The sequence below is a fragment of the Bacillus sp. EKM501B genome (assembly GCF_011800505.1).
GTDB lineage: Bacteria > Bacillota > Bacilli > Bacillales > Bacillaceae_G > Bacillus_A > Bacillus_A cereus.
This window is the reverse complement of the sequence record NZ_JAALFZ010000001.1, coordinates 728,840-751,546: the sequence shown is the minus strand read 5'-3', so window position 1 is coordinate 751,546 and position 22,707 is coordinate 728,840. Positions and strand designations below refer to the sequence as shown.

The following is a 22,707-nucleotide window of genomic DNA, read 5'->3' as shown; positions in this document are numbered from 1 at the left end:
AAAACATCCAGAGAATTTTCTCTGGATGTTTTTTCATGACAACTGTTCTCCATACTTTTTCAATGTTTCTCCAACTGTACATTGCCGTATACAAAATGAATGGGCATAATATTTACTATTTGTCTTTCGATTATGTTCTCGCAAGAAACATCCTTCACAATACGTTTCTAATAAGTCATTTACCTCTGTAATGAGTTGCTTTTTATCCACCTTTGCACCTCTCTATTCAGTTATTTCTTTATGACTATCAATAACTGTTCCTTCCAATGCTTGCGTAGCTAATTGATGTGCTTCTTTATTTTGTTTTCTAGATATTGGTTCACATATAAGTTTTAATTTCATTTGCTTCGCCTTTTGTTCAATTTGATCTAAATAATGGTTTAAATGCTCATCATAACAAGGCCATTCTCCGGCTAATTGCTGCAGTACAACTTGAGAATCACCGCGAAGTGTGACTGCTTCATACTTAATCCCTAATTCCTCGAGTATATTCATACCGTATAGTAACGATGCATATTCCGCTTCATTATTATCATATATACCTTCTATATATGCATTGCGGCGAATCCGGTAGTTTGTATTTCCTTTTTTATAATACACACATATACCAACGCCAGCTTCTTTCGTTTGCACATCATACCCCCCATCAAAATAAACGAGTATTTCTTGGGGATCTTCCTCTACTTGCTTACTTAACTTTTTCATCTCTTTTAATGACCATTCTGCGTCCATTTCATCATAAAATGAAATTTCTTTTACTCTTCCTGTTTTCTCAAAATCCTCTGCAAATTGAAGTACTTCTTCTATGTTCATATACTCTGTTGTTAATTCCGTCTGCAATCCGCGCTTCGTTTTATACAACCAATGAATTTTATATTTCATACTACATTCCCCTTATGTAAGACTTCTTATTTATCCGGCTAATTGAAGCCTCACTTTATTTTATTATATTTTATCAAGAGTCACAGTATTATATTCAATATAATCACATACAAAAAGAGCCATCCTATATAAGGAATAGCTCTTTCATCTATTACATAAATCTTTCAAATTGTACTCGCTTATTAATCCAGTACATTACAGGCATACCGATCGCCATTACTACGAATTCACCTGCTGCACATGTTAACCAAGTCCACATAAATGGTAGGTCAAATGCAAGATGAAGTTCAATTGCAATCATAAACATTGTAATCGTAAAGATAACTGTATTAAAAATCATACGAGCCCAAACACCTTTAATAAATCGCATAGAAATAATCGTTGCAACTAATGCAAGAATAGATTGCCCTACTCCAAATACTAAATCATAAGCGATCATAGGTGAGAAAAAGAGATTCGTTAAAAATACACCTAATACAATTCCGTAAATTGCTTTCTTGTTAAATACAACGAGATGATTAAACATCTCTGAAATACGAAACTGTACATTCGTAAAGCCAAATGGCTGAATAAGCATAGAAACAGCAATATATAATGCCGCTAAAATACCATTACCGACTAATGTTCTAATATTCATGACAAAATCTCCTTAGTTTTTTTACGTGGGATGGTTTCGAACCACGTTATTCTTTTTTTTAGCAACAAGATTATATTTTACGTGGTAGCCCCTCTTTCGTCAATAGATTTCCTATCATAAACTACCTTTTTCCTTTTAGACAACGTATAATGAAACATATGAAAGATTTAGGAGGTTTCACTTCATGACAGCAACAATTCAAAATGAAAAAGTGATCGTTTCCATTTCTGACAAAGGTGCAGAATTACAGAGCGTTCGCTTAAAAGAAGACAACATAGAATATTTATGGCAAGGTGATTCTACTTATTGGGGACGCCGTGCACCAATTTTGTTCCCAATTGTCGGTCGATTAGTAGATAATACATACTACGTAGACGGTAAACCATATTCATTAACACAACACGGTTTCGCTCGTGATCTTACTTTCTCTGTGAAAGAACAAAGCGAAACAAAGATCACTTATATCGTTACTAGTAATGAAGAAACATTAAAAAAATACCCATACGAATTCGAATTACTCGTTTCTTATGAGCTAGATGGACAAAGTGTTCATGTAACATATGAAGTAAACAATCCTACTTCTAAAGAAATGTTCTTCTCAATCGGCGCACATCCTGGATTCAACTTCCCTTTATTGGACGGTGAATCATTTACAGATTATCACTTATCGTTTAATGGTTCGGAACGCTTAGAAACAAGCGTATTAGAAGGACCTTATCTTTCAAACAAAAAGCAATTAATCGCTGAAAATACGACTGAATTGCCACTTACATACGATTTATTCAAAAATGATGCACTTATTTTTGAACATATGAATACGAATGAAATTTCGATTCGTTCTCATAAACATAATAAATTTGTAAAAGTAGAATTTGATGGATTTCCATTTGTCGGCGTATGGACACCAGGGGATAACGCACCTTTCTTATGTATTGAACCTTGGTATGGAATCGCTGATGAAGTAAATCCAGCAAAAGATTTCAAGGACAAAAAGGGAATTCAATCTTTACAAGCGAATGAAACATTTACATGTCGTTACAGCATCACAATCGGATAACTACTCTATCCCCTACTTCAAAAAAATATTTAAGTAGGGGATAATCTTATAATTTGGAGGTTTCTCATTTTGATTGAAGTATATATTGATGGTGCATCAAAAGGAAATCCTGGTCCTTCTGGTGCAGGAGTGTTTATTAAAGGCGTTCAGCCGCCTGTACAATTATCAGTACCACTTGGAACAATGTCCAATCATGAAGCAGAATACCGCGCTTTACTTCTAGCATTAAAATATTGCATTGAGCATAATTATAGCACTGTCTCTTTTCGTACAGATTCGCAGCTTGTTGAGCGGGCTGTTGAAAAGGAATACGCAAAAAATAAAATATTTGCACCTCTTTTAGATGAAGCACTACAGTACATAAAAAACTTCAATCTCTTTTTTATTAAGTGGATTCCAAGTAGTCAAAATAAAGTAGCTGATGAATTAGCTAGAAAAGCTATCTTACAAAATTAACGGGGGTATGAGTGTGAAAAAAGAGTGGATTGCTCCTCTTGCTTTATTATTTGTCTCTTTTATTTGGGGAGCTACGTTTGTTGTCGTTCAAAACGCTATGTCTTTCGTTGGTCCATTTACGTTTAATGGTATTCGTTTTTTATTCGCTGGAATTATTTTATTATTCGTTCAAATTATTTTCTCACAGAAAACTTCAAAACAAGAATTAAAACATAGTAGTTTAGCTGGATTAATAGTTGGGTTCTTCTTATTTGTCGGCTATTTATTACAAACATTTGGCTTACTTTATACAACTTCTTCAAAAGCAGGTTTCTTAACTGGGCTAAGCATTGTTATGGTCCCAATCTTATCCTTTATCTTTTTAAAACAAAAAGCCACCATTTTCATCGTACTTGGTATTGCTGTAGCTACAACAGGTTTGTACTTATTAACAGCTGCTGATTCTTTCCAATTAAATATAGGAGATATACTTGTTCTTGGTTGTGCAGTCGCTTTCGCTGCCCATATTCTTATTAACGGCTTCTTTTCTAAAAAAATATCACCTTTATTATTAAGCACATCTCAAGTATTAGCTGTTGGTATATTTTCTTCTATTTGCGCTTTCTTGTTTGAAGATTGGGAAAAGTTATTTTCAGTATCACTATGGACGAATCAATCCTTTTTATTCGCACTCTTTCTAACTGCCCTGTTTGCAACATCTATTGCTTTTTTCATTCAAACATCGGCACAAAAACACACTTCTCCAACGAGAGTAGCAATTATTTTCGCAATGGAGCCCGTTTTTGCTGCATTAACAGGCGTTCTCGTTGCAAATGAACAACTTTCTATTTCTGCTATTATCGGATGTCTATGTATTTTTCTAGGCATGATTTTTGTTGAATTACCTTCCAAAACAAAAAAAGAAGCGCAGGCTGCGTGAAGTTACGCTTGTAACTTCCGCATAAAAGCCTTAGCGCTTTTTTTATCTGTAATTTCTTCCTCTTTCAATCGTTCTAATAACGCAACGAAATAACTACCATCAAACTGCAATTGATGTTTAATTGTCGCTTCTATTGCTGCGTTCACAATCCCATCAGACGCACCAGTATATCCTTGTCCAAACATAATAAACCCTTGTGCTTCCTCTGATAATTTAAATCCTTTCGTATGTAAGAATGAAAGATAATCTTCTACTGTTTGCATGTTATTCCCACCTACTCAAAAATTCTCCATCTCCTATCATACATGTTTTTACACGCTATGAGAATGAAATTTCTTTGACAACTTTGTAAATCAATCTTCTACTTCTCTTACAATGGAGGATTTTCTAATAATCTGAAGGAATATGTACAGTGGAACTTATTTCATATTAAAGGGGAGACACGATGAAACAAGCACTATTAATTATCGACGCTCAGCAAGAATTAATTGATGGAAATGAGCAAGAAAATGAAGTTTTTCGTAAAACCGAGCTATTATCTACACTAAATATAGCCCTCCAGAAAGCAATAGATTCAAATGCTCTTATTGTTTTCGTAAGAGATATCGATGTTGCTTCTGGTAGTGGCGAAGGATTTGAAGTACATAATCAAATTCAAGTACCCCAGTCTGCAATCTTTATTAATAAAGCAGCAACCAATTCATTCTACGGTACTTCTTTACTTGAACTTTTAAAAGAAGAAAACATTAATCATATTGTTATAGGCGGATGTAAAACAGAACATTGCATTGACACTGCCGTTAGGACAGCAACTGTACAAGGATTTGACGTTACATTAATTAAAAACGGTCATTCAACAACTGATTCTAACGTATTGTCTGCAGAACAAATTATTGGTCATCACAATAAAACTTTACACGGTCATTATAACGTTGATCATTTTTCTATGGTGCGAGATATCGGGGAAGACCTCTTTCAGCCAACTCATGACCAATATCGTGATTAAATTGGCTCAAAAAAGAATCCTTCATTTAAAAGGGTTCTTTTTTATCCAAAAATTTGCGCTGCAATACTATATAGTTCACTATTTCTTTTTATTAACCGATTACTATTTTTCATCATAATTGGTGGTATATTCACTTTTTTAAAACCAGCAATCTCTAATTCTTTCATGAAATCGTTCTTTCCTTCTAGTACATCAATTCTTAATTTACCATTATGCCCTCTTGCTAAATCATGTACTATTCTCATTGCCATCTCATCATTTTTAGCAACAACCGGCCCTATTATCTTATTTTCTGGTGTTTGTATGCTTAAACCGTAACCTAATACATTTTGTTCCTTGTCCCTTACAACGATACACTGTTCACTTTGCATAATTCTTTTCTTTAAAAACTCTTTTCTATTTGTTCCAAACGCATATTCATCTATTTTTATTATTTTTTCTAAATCACCCTCTTCATAATTCATCACATAATCTTCATTTCTTACACAATAATCTTTCGCATTGTATGAGTTACATATGTATTTAGAAACATAACTTACTGCCCTAAATCCTAACTTTTCATATAAAGGCTTCCCTTCATCCGTAGCAATAAGCATAATTGGAGTATGAGCTGATACGCTTTTAACGCACGCTTCCGTTATTATCTTTCCAATCCCTCTCCCCTTATAATCTGGATGTACAATCACCATTCCGATAGACGCTAATTTCTCCCCATATAATATTATTGCCGCGCTAGCAATTAGTTCCTCTCTCTCATTCCAAACACCGTATACAATCCCTGCGTTAAAAATAGTCTCAATTTCTTCTCTGTTATAATCCCACCCAATATAAGAAGATAATGATACAATATTACCTGTTTTTTCTTCCCTAAGACGCTCCACTCTAATTTCTAATTCAATCATACTCCATCCCCTTATCTAGACATTTAAATCATTATTATCAAATCAACTTGTACATGTTTCCCTTTATTTGTCACACACATATGTTATTTTGACCAAGACTATATTGTAAATGAGGTGACAACATGCCCATTACGAATCGATTTTCTACCACCACTAACGGCGCACTCGCTATTACAGGTAATACTTTAGGCTTAAGTAAAATTAGCAATCAAAACCGTGCTGGTACAATCGGTGCAATTGGTGCATTCGTAACTACGAATACTGCTTTACAAGTACCTACTTTTCCTGCAGGTACAACGTTAAACTATACACAAAATAGTTCTACCGCTATTTTAAATATCCCTGCTGGTAGTACTATTCTTTACGCAGAACTCGTTTGGGGTGGAAACTATTTATCTCGTGATCAAAACATTACGAGTATTTTAGGGAATCCTGTTTCTTTCACAACACCTGTGTCAACATACTCAATTACCCCTTCGGCTATTACAGCTTCAAATCAAACTTTCGTTTCTGGATCTGTCACATTTGGATTCTATACACGATCTGCAGATGTAACATCCCTCGTTCAAGCTGCTGGATCTGGCTCTTATACAACCGGCTCTGTCCCTGGACTTGTTGATCCTTTAGATGCTTCTAATGGGGCTATCAATTCTTCTGGATGGACGCTCATTGTCGCTTATCAAAACGGGACATTACCTGCAAGAAACTTAACCATTTATGTAGCTGGTAACCGTGTTTCTGCAGAAACTGGTAGTGCCGATGTATCTGTTTCTGGATTTTTAACACCTTCAGGAGGACCAGTAAGCGGGAGATTATTTTTAAGTTCTACCGAAGGAGATGCAGATTTAACCGGGGATCAAGCTTTATTTGGACCAAATTTCAGTTCATTAAATGCTTTATCTGGACCAAACAATGCTATAAATAATTTCTTCGGTTCTCAAGTTAATAATGCTGCAGGAAACTTAGATACAACAGGGACATTCGGAACGCGAAATCAAAGTGCTTCTACAAGTACAAACATCTCCGCAGGAAGACAGGGCTGGGACATTACTTCCATTGATATTTCTCCTTATTTAACAAACTCACAAGTATCCGCCGCAATCCGTTTAACTACTAACGGAGACGCATATATGTTAAATACAGTAGGCTTACAAATTAATATAAACTCACCAAATATACAAGCGACGAAAAGCGTGAATAAAAGTGTTGCTGCAATTGGAGATATTCTCACTTATACAGTTACTATCCCTAACACCGGGCTTCTTCCTGCCAATAACGCTATTTTTATAGATAGTCTCCCTAGCGGTACTTCTTTTATACCCGGCACTGTAACAGTAGATAACGTACCACAAACAAATGCAAATCCTGCGGCTGGTATATCTCTTGGAACAATTAATAATGGTGCTTCTCGTACAGTAACTTTCCAAGCTACTGTCGTTTCTCTTCCAAGTCAAAATCCTATCTCTAACACTGCTAATATTACATTTCAATATACACCAATCGCCGGAGGAACAACTTTTAATGGTCTTGCAACAAGCAACTCTGCTGGAACACAAATTAACCTCGCAGATATTAATGGAACAAAATCAGTTAACAAACTTTTTACCGATATTGGTGAAACATTAACTTACAGTATTGCCTTAGCTAATATAGGAAATATCGCTGCAACGAATGTGATATATACGGATCCGATTCCTAGCGGGACTACTTTCATTCCAGGGAGTGTAACTGTGAACGGAGTTACTCAAGCTGGAGCAAATCCCGCTAATGGTATATCAATTGGGTCAATTGCCGCAAATTCCACTACTACTATTTCATTCCAAGTACTCGTTCCTTCTATCCCTCAAACAAACCCAATATTAAATAGTGGAACAACAACATATCAATACATTCCTGTACCTAATCAACCAGCAGTAAGTGGGACTGATAAGACAAATATTGTCTCCACTCAAGTGAATAATGCTACTGTAACAATGACGAAAGCAGTAGATAAAAATTTTGCAGATATTGGTGATACACTAACGTACACCGTTTCCTTTACAGCTACAGGTAATACAAATGCGAACAATGTTATTTTTACAGATGTCATCCCTACTGGAACAACTTTCGTTCTAAACAGTTTAACAATAGATGGCACGACACAAGTGGGCGTAAATCCCGCTAACGGCGTGAATATTGGATCCATCCCAAGCGGCACAACAAAAAATGTTGCATTTCAAATAGTAGTAAATACAATACCCGCGTCAAATGTCGTATCTAACGGATCAAGTGCTTCTTATCAATATACCGTCAACCCTAGCCAATCACCCGTTACAAAAAACATTTCTTCTAATCTCGTTTCCACTCAAATTAACAATGCGAATGTAACATTAACAAAATCAACTAACAAACAATTTGCCACAATTGGCGAAACGATAAGTTATACAATCCTTATTACAAACAGTGGAAATACGGCCGCTAATAACGTTCAACTAACAGACCCACTTCCAAATGGAACGATATTAACTCCTGGTACTGTAACACTAAACGGAGTTTTGCAAAATGTAGATTCTCTCGTCGCTTTACCTATCGGCACAATTCCTGGCGGGGCTACTTTTACCCTTTCTTTCCAAGTAACAGTCATCAATATTACGACCCAAAATCCTATCATTAATAATGCCTTCGCTTCTTATCTATATACTGTAAATCCAAATTTGCCACCGACTTCAAAGACAGCAAATTCTAATTCTGTTACATCAACAATTAGACTAGCAAATCTCCATGCTAATAAATCTGTAGATAAAACGTTTGCGGAAGTTGGCGATGTATTAACTTACACCTTCGCTCTTACTAACGATGGGAATGTTGCAGCGAACAATGTATTACTATCCGATTCAATTGCGAATGGAACCGCCTTTGTACCAAATAGCGTTATAGTTAACGGTGTTACTCAACCAGGCGTTACACCAACTAGCATCAATATTGGTAGCATCAATGCTAATACTACAATTACAGCTTCATTCCAAGTAGTAATAACTAGCATTCCAAATCCAAACCCTATTTCAAATAGCGCTTCCATCTCCTATAACTTTATTGTTGATCCAAACGCTTCACCTGTAAGTAAGAACACTACTTCAACCACTACATTTACTCAAGTAAACGATGCAAATGTCATTTCAGCCAAAACAGTGGATCGAGCGTTCGCTACCGTAGGGGATATATTAACTTATACTGTTACTTTGACGAATGCAGGAAGTGTTTCTGCTGATAGTCCTACTTTCGTAGATACGAATCCAGACGGTACTACCTTTATTCCAAACACTTTTCTTATTAATGGTGTACTCCAAAATAACGCAGATCCAAATATAGGTGTTCCACTACCTTCCATTGCTGCTAATGGCTCACTTACTGTCTCTTATCAAGTAACCGTCACCTCTTTACCAACACAAAACCCAACATTAAATTCATCTAGTACACAGTATAGTTTTATTCTAAATCCGGGCGATCCACCAACTGTAGAAACATCTGTAAGTAACACTGTAAGTACACAAATTAATTTAGCAAATGTAGTGATTGTCAAAGAAGTAGATTTAACTATCGCCGATGTCGGGCAACCAATCACATATACAATTTATTTAGCTAATCTTGGAAATACTATAGCAAATAATGTTATTGTTACCGATATAATCCCTAATGGCACCACAATCGTACCAAATAGTATTTTTATAGGTGGTGCTTTACAACTAGGTGCAGACCCTAGTACCGGTCTTCAAGTCGGCTCCATTCCTTCAGGTGGTTTTACAACGATTGTTTTTCAAATAAGTGCAAATGGGCTACCTTCACCAAACCCAATTCAAAACAGCGCTTCACTTCAATATAGCTTTATCGCTGATCCAAATTTACCTGCTCTTGTTAGAAACGCTGCTAGCAATATAGTAACTACACAAATTAATACTGCTAATATCGTTGCTACAAAACTAACGAGTACAAACTTTGCTGATGTTGGTGATGTCATACTATATGCGACTATTTTAACAAATAACGGGAATATCCCTGCTGCTAATGTAACGTTTACAGATATCATTCCAGCGGGTACCCTCTTCATTCCTAATACTGTAACGATTAATAATGTCCCTGTAGCTAACGCAAATCCTGCTACCGGCATTTCAATTGGTACAATAGGAGCGAATTCATCACGCACCGTTGCATTCCAAGTTTTTGTACCAACTATCCCTGCTGTAAATCCAATTACAAATCAATCAGGCACAACATTCCAATATACGTATGATCCATCCAAACCTGCTGTGATGCAGATGGTTGCTTCTAACACTGTACAGACAACTATTAATAACGCCTCAATTGCCGCTACTAAATCTGCAGATAAACAGTTTGCTAACGTAAATGATATTATTACGTACACGACTACTTTAACGAATAACGGGAACACACTTGCATCAAATGTAATATTTACAGATGTAATTCCAAACGGGACATCATTTATTGCTAATAGTGTTACTGTAAACGGGAATACACTGCCTAATGTAAATCCAGCAAGTGGAATTGCCATTGATCCAATAAATCCGAATGCAAATACGCTCATCTCGTTCCAAGTACAAGTAAATTCTATCCCGAATCCAAATCCACTCCCGAACCAAAGCAATACAACGTACCAGTACGTCGTAGATCCTAACTTACCTCCAGCATCCGCCAATACGTTAAGTAACGTAATAACAACTCAAATTAATAACGCTACTATTGTCGCTACTAAGTCTGTGAATACACCGACAGCTGCAATTGGCGATATCGTTACCTATACGATTGCAGTAACAAATACAGGTAATACTCCTGCTAGTGCGACTGTTTTAACGGATGGGCTTGGTGCAGGAGCTTCATTTATCCAAAACTCCGTAACGATCAATAATGTCCCACAACCAGGATTAGATCCATCACTTGGTATTCACTTGGCAGATATTTCGCCAGGGGATACTGTATTTATTACTTTTCAAGCACAAATTTTAGCGATACCACCTAGTGGCACATTAACAAATAATGCTCTTGTAAATTATGAATATACCGTGAATCCCAACCAATCACCTGCTGTCAATAGTACAATTACGAATACAACGGTTACTCCAATTATTGATGCTACTCTTTCTATAAATAAAACTGTCAATTCAACATTCGCTACTATTGGAGATACACTTACTTTCACTTCTACCATTACTAATTCCGGTAATACTACCGCAAACAATGTTATTTTTACAGATGTAATTCCAAATGGTACAACGTTTATTCCAAATAGTTTTACGGTAAATGGAACAACTATTACTAATGCAAATCCACAAAACGGTATCAATATTGGTAACTTGAATTCAAATGCATCTGCTACACTCAGTTTTCAAGTAAACATTACAACACTTCCAAACCCGAATCCAATCCCGAACAAATCATCGCTTCAATATAGCTTTATTGTAGATATAAATGAACCGCCAGTTTCACGAACAGTTCAATCTAATAAAACTTTTACACAAGTAAATACTGCTTCCGTTATCGCAACAAAAACTGCAAGCAGTGCTTTTGCTGCTGTTGGAGATACAATTACGTATACAACTATCCTCACCAATAGCGGAAATACTTCAGCAAACACACCTGTTTTTATCGATATATTACCACCTGAACTTTCATTCGTTCCTGATAGCGTACAAATTAATACAATCCCACAACTTGGATTTAGACCAGATAGCGGAATCTCTTTAGACTCAATTCCAGTTGGAGGAACGACAACAATTAGCTTTCAAGCTATCGTTGGCTCAATACCAGCTACAAACCCAACTTTGAACCAATCTAGCACAACATACTCGATCATTATTGATCCTACCCAGCCGCCGGTGATAGAAACAGCTACAAGTAATCCAACTTTAGTTCAAATTAACGAAGCGATTATTCAAGCAACGAAAAGTGTAGATCGACTATTTTCTGACGTAGCACCTGGAAATTCATTTTTAACGTATACTGTTTTATTAGATAATATAGGAAACGCAACTGCTACGAATATCATTTTTACAGATCCGATTCCAAATAACACAGTATTTATAGAAGATAGCGTTCGAGTAGGCGGAGTTTTATTGCCTGGAGTAAATCCAGCGAATGGGATACCGATTGGGGATATTATTGCTGGAGATTTTATAAACGTTACCTTCCGTGTGCAAGTAGTTAGCATTCCAAATCCAATTTTCACAATTGGACCAGGCGGACCAAACTCACCGGTTGTAAACAGCGCTTCCATTAATTATCAATTTATGACAGGTCCAAACTTACCACTCGTTTCAAGAAGTACGACGTCCAATCCGGTTTCGACACAAATAAATTCTGGGGAAATTGTGGCAATCAAATCTGTAAATAAAACTTTCGCAACAATTGGCGATACAATTTCTTATACAATTACATTAAGTAACCCTGGAAATGTCACTTCACAAAATATAATTTTTACGGATACTTTACCTGATGGAACGACATTCATATCTGGCACTCTTACAAACGATTCTGGTACACAGCAAATCGGAAATCCAGCTAACGGAATTCAGATTGGAAATATAAACCCAAATGGAACGGCCGTGATTACTCTTAACGTACTTGTTACAAACATTCCAAGTATAAATCCAATTTCTAATTCTAGCTCTGTACAATTTGCACATGTGGTCGATCCTAGCCAACCTGCCGTATCGCAAACGAATGTATCTAATACGGTTTCGACAACTATTAATAGTGCAATTTTAACAACAAAAAAGAGTGCTGATAAATCTATAGTTTCAGTTGGAGATACGATTACGTATACAACTACTATTAGAAATACCGGAAATACAGCCGCAACGAATATTACTTTCACAAGCGCTATTCCAGCTAACACTACCTTTATACCAAATTCAGTCACAATAAATAGCGTTCAGCAGTCTGGTGCGCAACCAGCACTTGGAGTAAATATACCAAATATCGCTCCTGGTGAAACGGTAACTGTTACTTTCCAAGTAAATGTTATTTCCGTTTCCCCTTCCAGTTCAATTATGGGTAATGACACAATTTTATATTCTTATACTGTTGATCCAAACAGCGCTCCTGCTACTACCTCTACTTCTACGAATATTGCTACAAATCCTGTATTAGATGCTATGATAACGATGGTAAAATCGGTCGATCAAACCCTTGTAACACTAGGCGATACCATAACCTATACGACAATTTTAACGAATAACGGTAATACAAATGCAACTAATATTACTTTCACGGATCTTATACCAAATGGTACAACATTTATTACTGATAGCGTTACAATAAATGGACTCACACAAATTGGATTGAATCCTAATACAGGCATAACGATTGGATCAATTGCCCCTAACAGCTCAATATCTATAGCATTTCAAGTGACCGCTACTTCTACCCCTGTTCAAAATCCTATTGCCAATTCCGCTACTGCTTCTTACACATTTATCGCTGATCCCAATGCACCTATTGTTTCAAGAAACGTTACTTCAAACACAGTGTTTACTACGATTAATACAGCTAACATTCTTTCATTAAAACAAGTCGATAAATCCTTTAGTCGTATTGGAGACACACTCACTTATACTGTCGTTTTAACAAACAATGGAAACTCATCCGCACAAAATGTTATATTTACAGATACCGTACCAAGCGTCACTACATTTATTGCAAACACATTTTCTATTAATGGAGTTCCTCAAAGCGGGGCGGATCCATCGAACGGTGTGAATATTGGGACAATAACAGCCGGGACTACAGTAACAGTTTCGTTCCAAGTTACTGTAACATCATTACCAACCGCAAACCCAATTGTAAATTTCTCATCAACATCGTATCAATTAGTCTCACCACCTGAAGCAGAAACTTCAATTAGCAATCCTGTTTCAACCCAAATTAAAGAAGCCATATTATCTATGACCAAAAATGAAAGTGTATCCTTTGCAGATATCGGGCAAACTGCTTTTTATACTACTTCTATTACCAATGTAGGCAATACCGATGCAACTAATATTGTATTCACAGATGCATTACCAAGTGGACTCACATTTGTTCCTAACACATTAACTGTCGATGGCGTTTTACAACCTAACGCGGATCCAAATACAGGTGTATTACTTGCAACACTTCCACCAAATGAAATATATAGCATCGTCTTTCAAGTTACAGTAAACAATATTCCCCCTAGTAACCCAGCACCAAATAAAGCATCAACAACGTATGAATTTACTGTTGATCCTGTTAATCCTCCCGTTTCAAGTGCAGCTACTTCCAACACTACACTCCTTCAAATAAACAACGCAACTATTATTAGCACCAAAACAGCAAATCTTACTTTTGCGGATGTTGGTAATACAATAACATTTACACTTAACCTTCCTAATACCGGGAATGTGACCGCAACTGATGTAACTATTATCGATATTCTTGATAGCAATTTAAGTTTCGTTCCAAATAGTTTCACAGCTAATGGGCAAACCATTCCAAACGCCGATTTATCAACTGGTGTAAATATTGGTTCCATTAATGGTGGTAATACGGCAATCGTTACATTCCAAGCAACTGTTATTACACTTCCAACACTTAATCCCATTTCTAACTCTGCTTCTACCACATATCATTATGTCGTTGATCCTAGCCAGCCACCTATTACAACTTCCAATCAATCTAATACAACGACAACACAAATTAATAGCGCTATCCTTACTGCACAAAAAAATTCAAATGTATCTACGGTAGATATCGGGCAGGATATTACCTACACCGTTACAATTACAAATAGCGGAAATGTGAGTGCAACGAATGTTATTTTTACCGACCTTATTCCAGACGGAACTTCCTTTGAACCGAATAGCTTTACACTGAACGGAACTAGCATCCCAAATGCAGATATCATTACAGGCGTTCCAATCGGTGATATCGCGCCAAACGAATCTGTCATCGTAGCATTTCACATTATCGCCAATGAAATTCCGCCTATAAATCCAATTACTAATCAAGCTAGCGTTAGCTTTCAACATATCGTTAATCCAGCTAATCCTCCAGTTTCAAAAAATATTATTTCTAACAACGTTACAACAAAAATTGAAAGTGCTATTTTAAATACTATTAAAATAGGAGATAAAACTTTTGCAACGATTGGTGATACGATTACGTATACAACGACTATTACGAACACAGGCAATATTCCTGCTAACAACGCTATATTCTCAGACCCTTTACCATCGTGGACACAATTTGTTGCAGGATCAGTTATTGTTGATGGCACTCCATTACCATCCGCTTCGATTATTAACGGTGTTGGCATAAATACAATCAGTCCAAATCAAACTGTTACAATCATATTCCAAGTACAAATCGTAAGTAATCCAACAACGTTCACACCTGAACTCCAAAACTTAGGATTTGTTAACTTCCAATATAACGTAGGCAATGCATTACTGGCTCAGCCTGGCAATGTGGAAACGAATGTCTTCGTTACTTCTATTAATACAGCCATACTTTCAGCTGTAAAAACTGCTAATACAGCCTTTGCAAATATTGGAGATACGATCACTTATACAGTTTCGATTCAAAATAACGGCAATACAAACGCTACGAATGTAAATTTCTCAGACCCAGTTCCAACTGGAACGACCTTTGTTGAAAATAGTTTTGCTGTAAATGGAAGTACCATTCCAGGCGCAAATCCAAATAACGGAGTGAATATCGGAACAGTTAGCGCAGGTAGTTCCTTAACCGTTACTTTCCAAGTCATAGTTACATCTACTCCACCTTCAAATCCGATTACAAACGTAGCATCTATTCAATACGCATTCATCGTTGATCCGGCCTCTCCTCCTGTTACAGGCACGATAAATTCTAATAGCGCTTCAACACAAATTAATAATGCGACTGTTACAACTGTTTTACAAGCAAATCGTTCAATTGTATCTATCGGGGATGTAATTACGTATACAGCAACATTAACGAATACTGGAAACTTCCCTGCAAACTCTGTATTACTCATTAACGGAGTTCCTGAAGGAGCATTATTTGTTCCAAATAGTGTTACGCTCAACGGGATTTCACTTCCAGATGCAAGTCCAACTCTCGGTATTCCAGTTGGTATTATCGCACCAGGTGATTCCGCTACTATTACGTTCCAATTTCTTGCAAGTTCTATTCCACCGCAAGGAGCGATTATAAATCAAGCACTTACAAGTTACACGTATATTGTCGATCCAAGTCAACCTCCTGTTACAGCAACATCCTCGTCTAATACGGTTAATACAGCTGTTGTTGATGCATCGTTATCCGTAATTAAAAGTACAGATTCTCTCGTACAATCTACTGACGGTACAATCACTTACACAGTAGTCGTTCAAAATAACGGAAATACTACTGCAAATACAGTTACTTTAACAGATTTGGTCCCAGAAGGAACTGCATTTATTCCGAATAGCGTTACCATTAGTGGTGTTTCTGTTCCAGGTGCCGATCCTAACGTAGGAATACCATTAAACTCCATCACACCGTCAGAAATCGTCACTGTAACATTCCAGGTTATCGTTCAATCTATACCAAGCGTGAACCCAATTTCTAATACAGCCCGTATTGACTATACTTTTATCGCCGATCCAACTGCTCCTATCATCTCTCGAACAATTACGTCTAATCCTGCTTTCACACAAATTTCGGATGCAACTATCCTTTCTTTAAAAGCAGTCAATGCACCTCAAACAACAACAGGTGATATTTTGACTTACACAATAACACTAGAAAATACCGGAAATATTCCAGCTACGAATCTCATATTTTCAGATACGATTCCCCAAGATACTACATTCGTAGAAAATAGTTTTACACTTAATGGAACAACTATACTTGGTGCCAATCCAAATGTAGGTGTTACTTTACCTACCTTAGCAGCAAACGCTACTCACCTTATTTCGTTCCAAATTCTTATTAAAGATTCATTCTCGCGAGAATCGATTACAAATCAATCCAATACAACATATACAATCCAACCAGACCCAGGGCAATCGCCTATTACTGAAACATCTACTAGTAATATCGTCATTACAAATTTCGTGCAAGCACAATTGACAATTACAAAAACATCCAATCCAACAACTGTAGATATTGGCGGAACTATACTTTATATTTCTGAAGTGAAAAATATCGGTAATGTTGACGCAATAAATATTGTTTTCACAGATTCTATCCCAGCTGGGACTACATTTGTTCCCGATAGTGTCACAATTAACGGTGTCCTTCAGCCAGGTGTAAATCCTGAAAACGGAATACCGATTGGAACAATTCCAGCTAACAGTTCCAAAACGATACTATTTCAAGTGCAAACAAATAATCCACCTACTGAAACCGAAATTGTAAATCAATCTTCAGCAACTTACCAATATGTAAGTATCCCTACAGCCCCACCAGTGAATCGCTCTGCAAATTCTAACATTGTTACAACATCACTTCAAAACGCAAATATTATTTCTGTTAAAAGCACGGATATAACTTTCGCATCAATCGGGCAAATTATTACCTACACAAATACACTACAAAATATAGGAACCGTTCCAGCTAACAATACCGTGTTCATTGATAACATTCCAGAAGGTACTATATTTATTGAAGATAGCTTAGCAATAAATAATGTAATTCAGCCTGGCGCTAATCCTGAAAACGGAGTAACTCTCGGCACGATACAACCAAATGAAACAGTCACTATTTCATTCCAAGTACAACTTACAAATATACCAGTTGGCAATGTAGTCATTAATATTTCAGACACCTCGTACGAATACCAAATTGACCCTAGTTCTCAAATTATTCAGCGTAGATCGTTATCAAATGCAGTAAATACTGAAGTGCGGACGGCAAATGTTAGTGCAATTAAATCCGCTAACAGATCCATTACACGTATCGGTCAAATCATCACATATACAGTCGCAGTTACAAACGCTGGTACAATACCTATTACAAATACTCTCCTACTTGACGCAATTGCTTCTGGCACCACATTCGTTCCAAATAGCATTCTTGTAGATGGCGTACCAAGACTTAACGAAAATCCAATTACAGGTATCAATCTTGATATAATTCTTCCAAATAATACGATTATTGTTACGTTCCAAGTAAGCGTAGTCTCTATACCGCCACAAAATAACATTAATAATATCGCCGTCATTCACTATGAGTATCGACCAGACCCAAGCACACCACCAATTTCAGAAACGACCTCTTCCAATGCTACAAACATACAATTTATTGATGCTATTCTTATTGCTACAAAGTCCACTAATACTGTATTAGCTAACATTGATGAAACCATTGAATATACAGTATTCATTCAAAATAATGGATCGGCTACAACTAACTCCATCTTTTTTACAGATACTATAGCGGATGGAACAGTATTTATTCCAGGAAGTGTAGTAGTTAATAATACTGTACTTCCTGCAGCAGATCCGAATATCGGCTTTTCCATTCCTAATGTCGCAGCAGGTCAAATGGCTACAATAACATTCCAAGTTTCCGTTACGAATTTACCTGCTGTAAATCCAACACCTAATACTGCAAACGTCGTCTACGACTTTATTTTCAATCCTGACTTTGCACCAATTCAAAAATCTACTACTTCCAATACTACTTTTGTTCAAATTAATGATGCTGACATCGTTTCACTTAAAACTGTTGATTTAACCTCTGTAACGATTGGTGACATTTTAACTTATACAACAACTTTAACGAATACAGGGAATACGGATGCCACTGCTGTTGTATTTACAGACAATATTCCTAATGGAACAACCTTTATTGACGGTAGCGTTTTAGTAAATAACATTCCTCAGCTTAATGCCAACCCAAGTGCAGGTATACTTGTAGGAACGATTGCTCCTAATATTTCTATCCCAGTCACATTTTCTGTTACCGTCGTAGCTCTTCCTGCTAGCGGCCATGTTCAAAATCAATCAACTTCTCGTTATACAATAAACGTGGAAGAACAAATATCCACTAGCAATATTACCTTCACTGAAGTTATTTCTGCTAATGTAATTGCGACAAAAACAACACCTATCCAATATGCTGACCTACAAACTATTATCCCTTACACTATTTCCATTACAAACAATGGGAATATACAAGTAGAAAACATTATTGTTACAGATATCATCCCAGCAAATACGAGCTTTATAGAGAATAGTGTTATCGTGAATGGCAACGCTCGGCCAAATGACAATCCACTTAACGGTATACAAATTGATAACATTCCGCCTAATACGACAGCAACCATTCTATTCCAAGTACGGGTTACTTCGATTCCACAAACAAATCCAATCTCTAACACGAGTACAATTGAATATGAATACACGGTACCAAATCGACCACCTATTACCGAAACTATTATTTCATCAGCTGCTTTAACAGAAATTAATCATGCGAATTTGAATAGTAATAAAGCTGTTGACCTTGCATTTGCAACGGTTGGTGATACGTTAACGTATACGATTACACTAAATCAAACCGGTAATGTTGCAGTAAATGATGTAATCATTCAAGATATTATTCCTCAAGGTACTACGTTTATAGAAAATAGCGTCATTGTAAACGGAGAAACTCTTCCAGGAGTGAATCCAGTAAGCGGCATACCAATTGGTACTATAACTATTGGTGGAGATGCTATCGTTTCATTCCAAGTAACTGTGACTTCTATTCCAACACCAAATGAACTAAACAACAACGCAATTACTACTTTTAACTATATAGTCAACCCAAATAACGTACCTGTTACAAATACGACTACAACAAATACTGTCAAAACTACTGTCCAAAATGATAATGTCATTGCTTTTAAGTCTGCTGATGTAACAAACGCCTTACCTGGTCAAACTTTAACGTATACAATTACGATTACGAATAGCGGTAATGTAACGATTGAAGACCTTCTTGCCATAGACGCCGTACCAATAGATACGACTTTTGTTGCTGGTAGTGTTACGATTAACGGAATCAATCAGCCTAATGAGAATCCTGAAAATGGTATTACGTTAGGAAATCTTGCTCCTAATGAATTTGTTATTATTACGTTCCAAGTGACAATATCTTCTTCTACTCTTCAATCTACAATTAATAATGATGCTTCTGTTTCCTATACCGTTATCATTGATCCAACAAAACCACCTATTACAATTACAAAACAAACAAATACCGTTACAACGACAGTTATTGATCCGATGGTTCGCATTGAAAAAACAGCTGACAAATCTATTGTCGTTATAGGAGATATCATTACATTCACATTAGCGGTATTCAATCATTCCCCAATTCCTACAATCAGTACTTCTGTTATAGACACAATTCCAGCTGGTACAACATTTATAGAAAACAGCGTAACCATTAACGGCACTCCCGTTCCAAATGTTCGTCCAGACACTGGTATTAATATTGGTTCTTTATTTGCAGGTAAAGTAGCAACTATAACATTTCAAGTTCTCGCAACTTCTATTCCTTCAAACAGTACAATTATAAATTCTGCAACAGTTACCGCTGCTTTTCAGTTGACACCACAGGATCCAATTATTACTTTTATTGTTAATTCAAATATCGTTCGTATACCAGTTCAATTTATAACTGCAACAGTCACGAAAAATGCTTCCGTCAGCTCAGCTTATTTAAATCAATATTTTGATTACACGGTACGCATTACAAATACTTCTGAAATTTCACTCTCAAATATTTCGTTACAAGATACTATTCCAGCAGGTTTACAATTTATAAATGGCACTGTCTTTATTAACGGTGAACGCTCTCCACTAGCGAATCCGAATATCGGTTTCCTAGTCGCTACTAATTTGGAACCAAACGAAACAATTATCGTGTTATTCACAGTACAAGTGATAAGCCCCCCTGTTAATAATCCCTTTAAAAATACGGCCAATATTTCGTTACAACTTCAAGACTCGCCTACCGACCCACCAATTACAGTAACCGTTACAAGTAACGAAAACATCGTCACCTTTGTTCCAGAAAATCCAGATGAAGCACTTCCAAATTTAAATTGCTTCTTTGACGGTGAACGCTTCATTCGCATTACTCCTCGAAATGTACGAAATTACCTTTGGACTTGGATTTGGTGGAAGTAATTGAAACAAAAAAGAGATTGTAGTTTGGTTGAAACCAAATTACAATCTCTTTTTCATTACCTATATCCCACTACGTTGTAACTCGTCCAAGGATATACGATTAAACACCATCTCAAGTTATTTTAGTCGTAATAAGTTGGCCAGCTTCATTAATAGTAACTTTCCATTTCACTCCACTAGCAGTCTTCATGATTATACCTTTACTTGCCTCTATTTCAATATCTCCAAACATTCTTCCGCCAGTCGTCGCTAACCAAGCACTCCCATTTTCCATAGAAGATCTTGCAAAGATACGATTAATTCGAAAACGTTTATGATCTTGAGAATAACCACTTAATGTAATTCTAACTTTATATAACTGACTGGCCTTCATATTCGATATAATTGTATCGCCAACATTTAATGGAACATCCAACGCGATAACCCAACTTCCAGTTGCACTTAATGCATATTCAATTTTAATTTTCTTTGGGCTCTCTCCCCATCCAAAATACATTCCAAAACAATTTAACATTTGTATTGGTTTTTTCGTAAAATCCATTTCAATTACAACTGGATTACTATCTGGAACGTCAATATAGTTTACACTTTGTTCATCTATTAAATTAAAGCAATTTGTGAGATTTCCCCCGTACGGCACTTTTCCACTTACTTGCTTAACGTTATATTTCTGCTGAGCATTTACTAAAATATCATCTTGATTTCCTATTAAATGAGGTCTATTTAACGTCAAAGGTAACTGAATTCGTAGGGATTCTTCATAAGTAGACTTACAAACATTGTATTGTCCTTTATCTACAATAGTTGTCGAAAGCAGATTTGAAAAAAGGTAGTTACGATGAGAATTGGAAGAAAATTCAATAACAATTTGTTCACTACTCATCCGGTACGTATCCCAGATCATACAATCAAATGTATTATACGCACCTGAACAACGAATTACTTTTTCCGTTTGTTGTCTACATTGCACTTGAATATCATGAAACGTATTTCCTGAACTTTCATTTGGCAAATCACTATTTCCATCTACTTCAATCCCATACACACACCCATCAATAAATATAGATTGAAATACATTGGCGTTAATCCAGCAAGGTGTATTGATATCATTTATATATTCTGTCTTCAAATGTATTGCAGTTTGAAAGTTTTTAATTTGAATAAATTTAACTTGAAAGAAACTAATAAAATCCCATGCCTTTTGACAATAAAAATGTATAGCTTTTCCTTTATACGATGGAGTTGTATTTATTATATTTATATTTGATATAACAGATTGATTAGGTACTTCGATTTGTTGTGAACCAGAAACATAAATAACAGCAGATTGAAACAATGGATTTATAACTTGAAGAGTACCACCAACTATCGAAGCGTTACTTTGTAGCTCAAATGCATTAAAATCCCCATCAATTTGCAGTGTTACGGTAGGATCCAACTCTAATCTTACGTTTGATTTAATAACAATCGGCTTTACAATTTTGTACGTATTTATCCCTGTAATTCTAACCGTCGAAATTCGATTCGCTACACAATAATCAATAGCTTGCTGAATTGCTAATGAGCTATCATTTCCCGAGTTTGGAACTGCGCCAAAACAATCAATATGAACGCTACTTTCTGGCGCACAATCTTCTTGGGATGAAATATATTCTGACAAAATAAATTCACTCCTCATATTACCTTTTTCATA

11 protein-coding genes and 1 riboswitch are annotated in these 22,707 nt (G+C 36.2%); of the genes, 5 read left to right on the top strand and 6 right to left on the bottom strand.

All coding sequences use genetic code 11. From position 1 onward, the window contains the following. Positions 1-33: 33 nt before the first annotated feature. From HFD78_RS03930 to HFD78_RS03920, 3 genes are all read right to left on the bottom strand, one after another. Complete coding sequence (locus tag HFD78_RS03930) at positions 34-210, bottom strand: zinc-finger domain-containing protein (protein ID WP_000358801.1); 177 nt, start codon at positions 208-210, stop codon at positions 34-36. A gap of 12 nt (positions 211-222) precedes the next feature. Beyond that, positions 223-882, bottom strand: a complete 660-nt coding sequence (locus HFD78_RS03925) for a ribonuclease H family protein (RefSeq protein WP_000875554.1) — start codon at positions 880-882, stop codon at positions 223-225. A 151-nt stretch (positions 883-1,033) separates the two neighbouring features. Continuing rightward, positions 1,034-1,519 carry a QueT transporter family protein gene (locus HFD78_RS03920; RefSeq protein ID WP_001026471.1) on the bottom strand — a complete coding sequence of 162 codons (486 nt, stop codon included), beginning with the start codon at positions 1,517-1,519 and terminating at the stop codon, positions 1,034-1,036. A 6-nt stretch (positions 1,520-1,525) separates the two neighbouring features. Further along, positions 1,526-1,570: riboswitch (PreQ1 riboswitch) on the bottom strand. Between the two features lie 133 nt (positions 1,571-1,703). Here HFD78_RS03920 and HFD78_RS03915 point away from each other — a divergent pair. The 3 genes from HFD78_RS03915 (at position 1,704) to HFD78_RS03905 (ending at position 3,951) form a co-directional block, all read left to right on the top strand. Continuing rightward, positions 1,704-2,576, top strand: coding sequence for an aldose 1-epimerase family protein (locus tag HFD78_RS03915; protein WP_000127397.1), 873 nt, complete (start codon positions 1,704-1,706; stop codon positions 2,574-2,576). 69 nt (positions 2,577-2,645) lie between these two features. Further along, the gene (locus HFD78_RS03910; protein ID WP_000573881.1) at positions 2,646-3,032 is read left to right on the top strand and encodes a reverse transcriptase-like protein; all 387 of its coding nucleotides are present in this window, start codon (positions 2,646-2,648) and stop codon (positions 3,030-3,032) included. A gap of 13 nt (positions 3,033-3,045) precedes the next feature. Further along, positions 3,046-3,951 (top strand): DMT family transporter, encoded by a 906-nt coding sequence (locus tag HFD78_RS03905; RefSeq protein WP_000712602.1) that lies wholly within the window; start codon positions 3,046-3,048, stop codon positions 3,949-3,951. A gap of 2 nt (positions 3,952-3,953) precedes the next feature. Here HFD78_RS03905 and HFD78_RS03900 read toward each other — a convergent pair whose 3' ends face one another. Further along, entirely contained in the window at positions 3,954-4,214 is a 261-nt protein-coding gene (locus tag HFD78_RS03900; protein WP_001195212.1) for a DUF6123 family protein, read from the bottom strand. Positions 4,215-4,396: 182 nt separating this feature from the next. On the opposite strand from HFD78_RS03900, the gene HFD78_RS03895 reads away from it, so the two are divergent. Then, positions 4,397-4,957, top strand: a complete 561-nt coding sequence (locus tag HFD78_RS03895) for a cysteine hydrolase family protein (RefSeq protein WP_097862915.1) — start codon at positions 4,397-4,399, stop codon at positions 4,955-4,957. A gap of 41 nt (positions 4,958-4,998) precedes the next feature. On the opposite strand, the gene HFD78_RS03890 is transcribed toward HFD78_RS03895, so the two are convergent. Then, on the bottom strand, positions 4,999-5,859 hold the full coding sequence (locus HFD78_RS03890) for a GNAT family N-acetyltransferase (RefSeq protein ID WP_061655913.1): 861 nt from the start codon (positions 5,857-5,859) through the stop codon (positions 4,999-5,001). Positions 5,860-5,981: 122 nt separating this feature from the next. Between HFD78_RS03890 and HFD78_RS03885 the strand changes: the two genes are divergently transcribed. Further along, a complete protein-coding gene (locus tag HFD78_RS03885; protein ID WP_097862914.1) occupies positions 5,982-21,014 on the top strand; it encodes a DUF11 domain-containing protein in 15,033 nt (5,010 codons plus the stop codon). 112 nt (positions 21,015-21,126) lie between these two features. Here the strand turns inward: HFD78_RS03885 and HFD78_RS03880 are convergent, their stop codons facing one another. Then, positions 21,127-22,674, bottom strand: a complete 1,548-nt coding sequence (locus tag HFD78_RS03880) for a glycoside hydrolase family protein (protein ID WP_000006054.1) — start codon at positions 22,672-22,674, stop codon at positions 21,127-21,129. Between the last annotated feature and the right edge of the window lie 33 nt (positions 22,675-22,707).